This is a genomic window from Brachybacterium sp. UMB0905 (assembly GCF_002871795.1).
Lineage (GTDB): Bacteria > Actinomycetota > Actinomycetes > Actinomycetales > Dermabacteraceae > Brachybacterium.
This window is the reverse complement of sequence record NZ_PNHL01000037.1, coordinates 1-2,451: the sequence shown is the minus strand read 5'-3', so window position 1 is coordinate 2,451 and position 2,451 is coordinate 1. Positions and strand designations below refer to the sequence as shown.

Annotated in this window: 3 protein-coding genes; all 3 read left to right on the top strand. The window is 64.0% G+C overall.

Going from position 1 to position 2,451, the window contains the following annotated elements; translation table 11 throughout:
- The first annotated feature begins 108 nt into the window (after positions 1–108).
- Positions 109–1,104 (top strand): phosphotransferase family protein, encoded by a 996-nt coding sequence (locus tag CJ197_RS14735; RefSeq protein ID WP_233191023.1) that lies wholly within the window; start codon positions 109–111, stop codon positions 1,102–1,104.
- A 140-nt stretch (positions 1,105–1,244) separates the two neighbouring features.
- Positions 1,245–1,907 (top strand): hypothetical protein, encoded by a 663-nt coding sequence (locus CJ197_RS15720; RefSeq protein ID WP_146007801.1) that lies wholly within the window; start codon positions 1,245–1,247, stop codon positions 1,905–1,907.
- 109 nt (positions 1,908–2,016) lie between these two features.
- On the top strand, positions 2,017–2,451 hold a 435-nt coding region (locus CJ197_RS14730; RefSeq protein ID WP_102237475.1), incomplete at its 3' end, for an HIT family protein.

Genomic DNA, 2,451 nt, shown 5'->3' with positions numbered 1-2,451 from the left:
GGTCCGCTCGTACGCGCTGGGATCTTAGGTTCCGCGAAGTGGCCGTGGGGCACTGGACTGTGACCGACCGTTTATGGCGCACTCCGTGTCGAGCCTCGCGTGCTAAGAATGGGCGTGGACTATAGGCCCCTCACGCGTTCGGCATCCGACTTTCAACAGGCGATCAGTGCCGCGGATATCCGCGCGGTCACTCGCGCCGCGTTCGGCGGCAGCGCCGATGTGGTGTCTGCCGTCGAACTCGGCGGCGGCTTCTACAACAGCACCTTTAAGGTCGGCATCGGACAGGATCGACCGGTCATCCTGCGGGTCGCTCCCGAACCTGCTCGGCAGGCCCGCGCGGACCCGGAGCTGATGCGCAACGAGTACGCCAGCGTGCCGTACCTGGCGCCGGTAGCCGATCTACTACCTCGGAACCTCGCAGTGGACTTCACTCACCAGGTCATCGGCCGGGACTACTTGTTTCAAACGATGCTCGAGGGGGTCCCCGCAGCTACCGCCCTGAAGTCCTATCCCGAGCAGGTCCGGGGTGGCTTCTATCGAGAACTCGGGGCGGTCGCTCGCGCGATCCACGGAGTGCGCGGGCGCCAGTTCGGCCCGGTCGCCGGCCCGACGTACGAGCGGTGGAGCGATGCTCTGTTCGCCTGGTTCGACCGCGCTGCCGCCGACCTCACCGACCACGGGCTCGATGCGTCGGCTGTCACCGAACTGATGCGCATGGCTGATCGCAACCGTCAGGTTCTCGATGAGGTTCGGGAGCCGAGGTTGTTGCACGGCGACCTGTGGGTCGGGAACACGATGCTGGCTGCCAGCTCTCCGGTGCCGTCCATTTCGGGCGTGTTCGACTGCGACCGCACCTGGTGGGGCGATCCGGAGGCAGACTGGCCCATCTACCTTGCGCTGCGTAAGCCAGGCAGCGAGCGGGACGCGTTCTGGTCGAGCTACGGGAGAGTCCAGCAGACCGAAGAGGCCCGTTGGCGCGCGAAGGTGTACGAGGCCAAGCATGCCGCTGCGCTACTGCTTGAGTTCCACCGGTTCGGCCGGGAGGAGGAAGTCGAGAAGACCAACAACGAGATTCGCGACCTCACTGCCACACTGCGGGGCTGATCGCCTGAGCATCCGAGACCTATCTAGGCCAAGCCGATGACCCATCAACGACCGTTTATGGCGCACGGCCAGGTGAAGCGGTGCGGAGAATGATGCGGTGATCGCTCCCCGCTCTCTCACGAACCGGAGATACTTCGTCAGTGGACATCATTGAGGCTGCGACGAGATATCAGCGCGGGATCGAGCACGCCCAGAACTTGCTGGAGTTACATCGTCGGTCGGGGCAGGGGAAGCGTGGGCGCCGCCGGCTGGAGCACTCCCTGAACAGGGCGGTGGTGGTTACAACGGTCGCCACGTGGCAGGCGACGGTTCAAGACCTCGCTCGTACCATTCTCGACTCCACTCCCCCTTCGCCCGTCGATCCGAACAGGCAGCCGCACCTGATGATTGCGCAAGAGGTGCGAGGCAGGATTGGCAAGTTCAGCACCCCGAATGCTGAGAACAGCCGCGACCTCCTCCGGGCAGCAGGCTTCGATCCTCGACCGCTGTGGACATGGCAGACCCGCCCGGGTCGTTCGGACCCCGGACTCTGGAAGCCCACCGATGTTGAGTCCGGAATCTTCGACTGGCTGAAGGTACGTCATGCGATTGCGCACGGTGACCCGGAGCTGTCAGCAGTCAATGTGTTGGAGGTAGTGAGGCGCCCAATCCTGGCCAACAAGGATGGGCGGCCGGCACTCCGCCTCCGCGATGCTCAGGCATGTGTTGGGTTCTTCCATCGTCTCGTGGTTGCGACAGGCGACGGGGTCGCAGACCATCTTGGGGTCGCTGCACCCGCTTGGGAAAGTAAGTCGTCGGACTGATGTGTCGTGTGCTCCCCCTGGGGGACGACAAGCGACCGTTTATGGCGCAGAACTGCTCAGTCGAGGGCGCCTGCCCGACAGAGAGCCCACGGCAGTGTTTGATTGACCTATGTCGATTCGCGAGTCTCCGTTCTCAGCTATCCCTTCGGAACATCGGATCGCCGGGGACGCCCTCTGCTTCGCCGTGCGCGATACCAACCCCGTATCACCTGGCCACTCACTCGTGATCCCGGTGCGCGAGATCGCAACCTGGTTCGAAGCCACGCCGGAAGAGTGGGAAGCGGCTCTGCACGTCGTTGCCGCCTTGAAGGAAGAACTCGACGTGGCCCTCGCGCCCGATGGCTACAACGTCGGCTTCAACGCGGGAGAGGCAGCAGGCCAGACCGTCTTTCACGCGCATATCCACGTGATCCCGCGGTTCGAGGGCGACGTAGAGAACCCTGTCGGTGGAGTACGGCATGCTCCTGACTTGGACCTCTCTGGGGTATCGACGCGGGTTTTGGGTGTATCGGTGCTGGTGAGCGCTTCGCGCCTGCGTGGAGTG

Bases quoted from the DNA above. Each gene is read 5' to 3' on its own strand.
- CJ197_RS14735 (WP_233191023.1), top strand. From the start codon at position 109: ATGGGCGTGGACTATAGGCCCCTCACGCGTTCGGCATCCGACTTTCAA.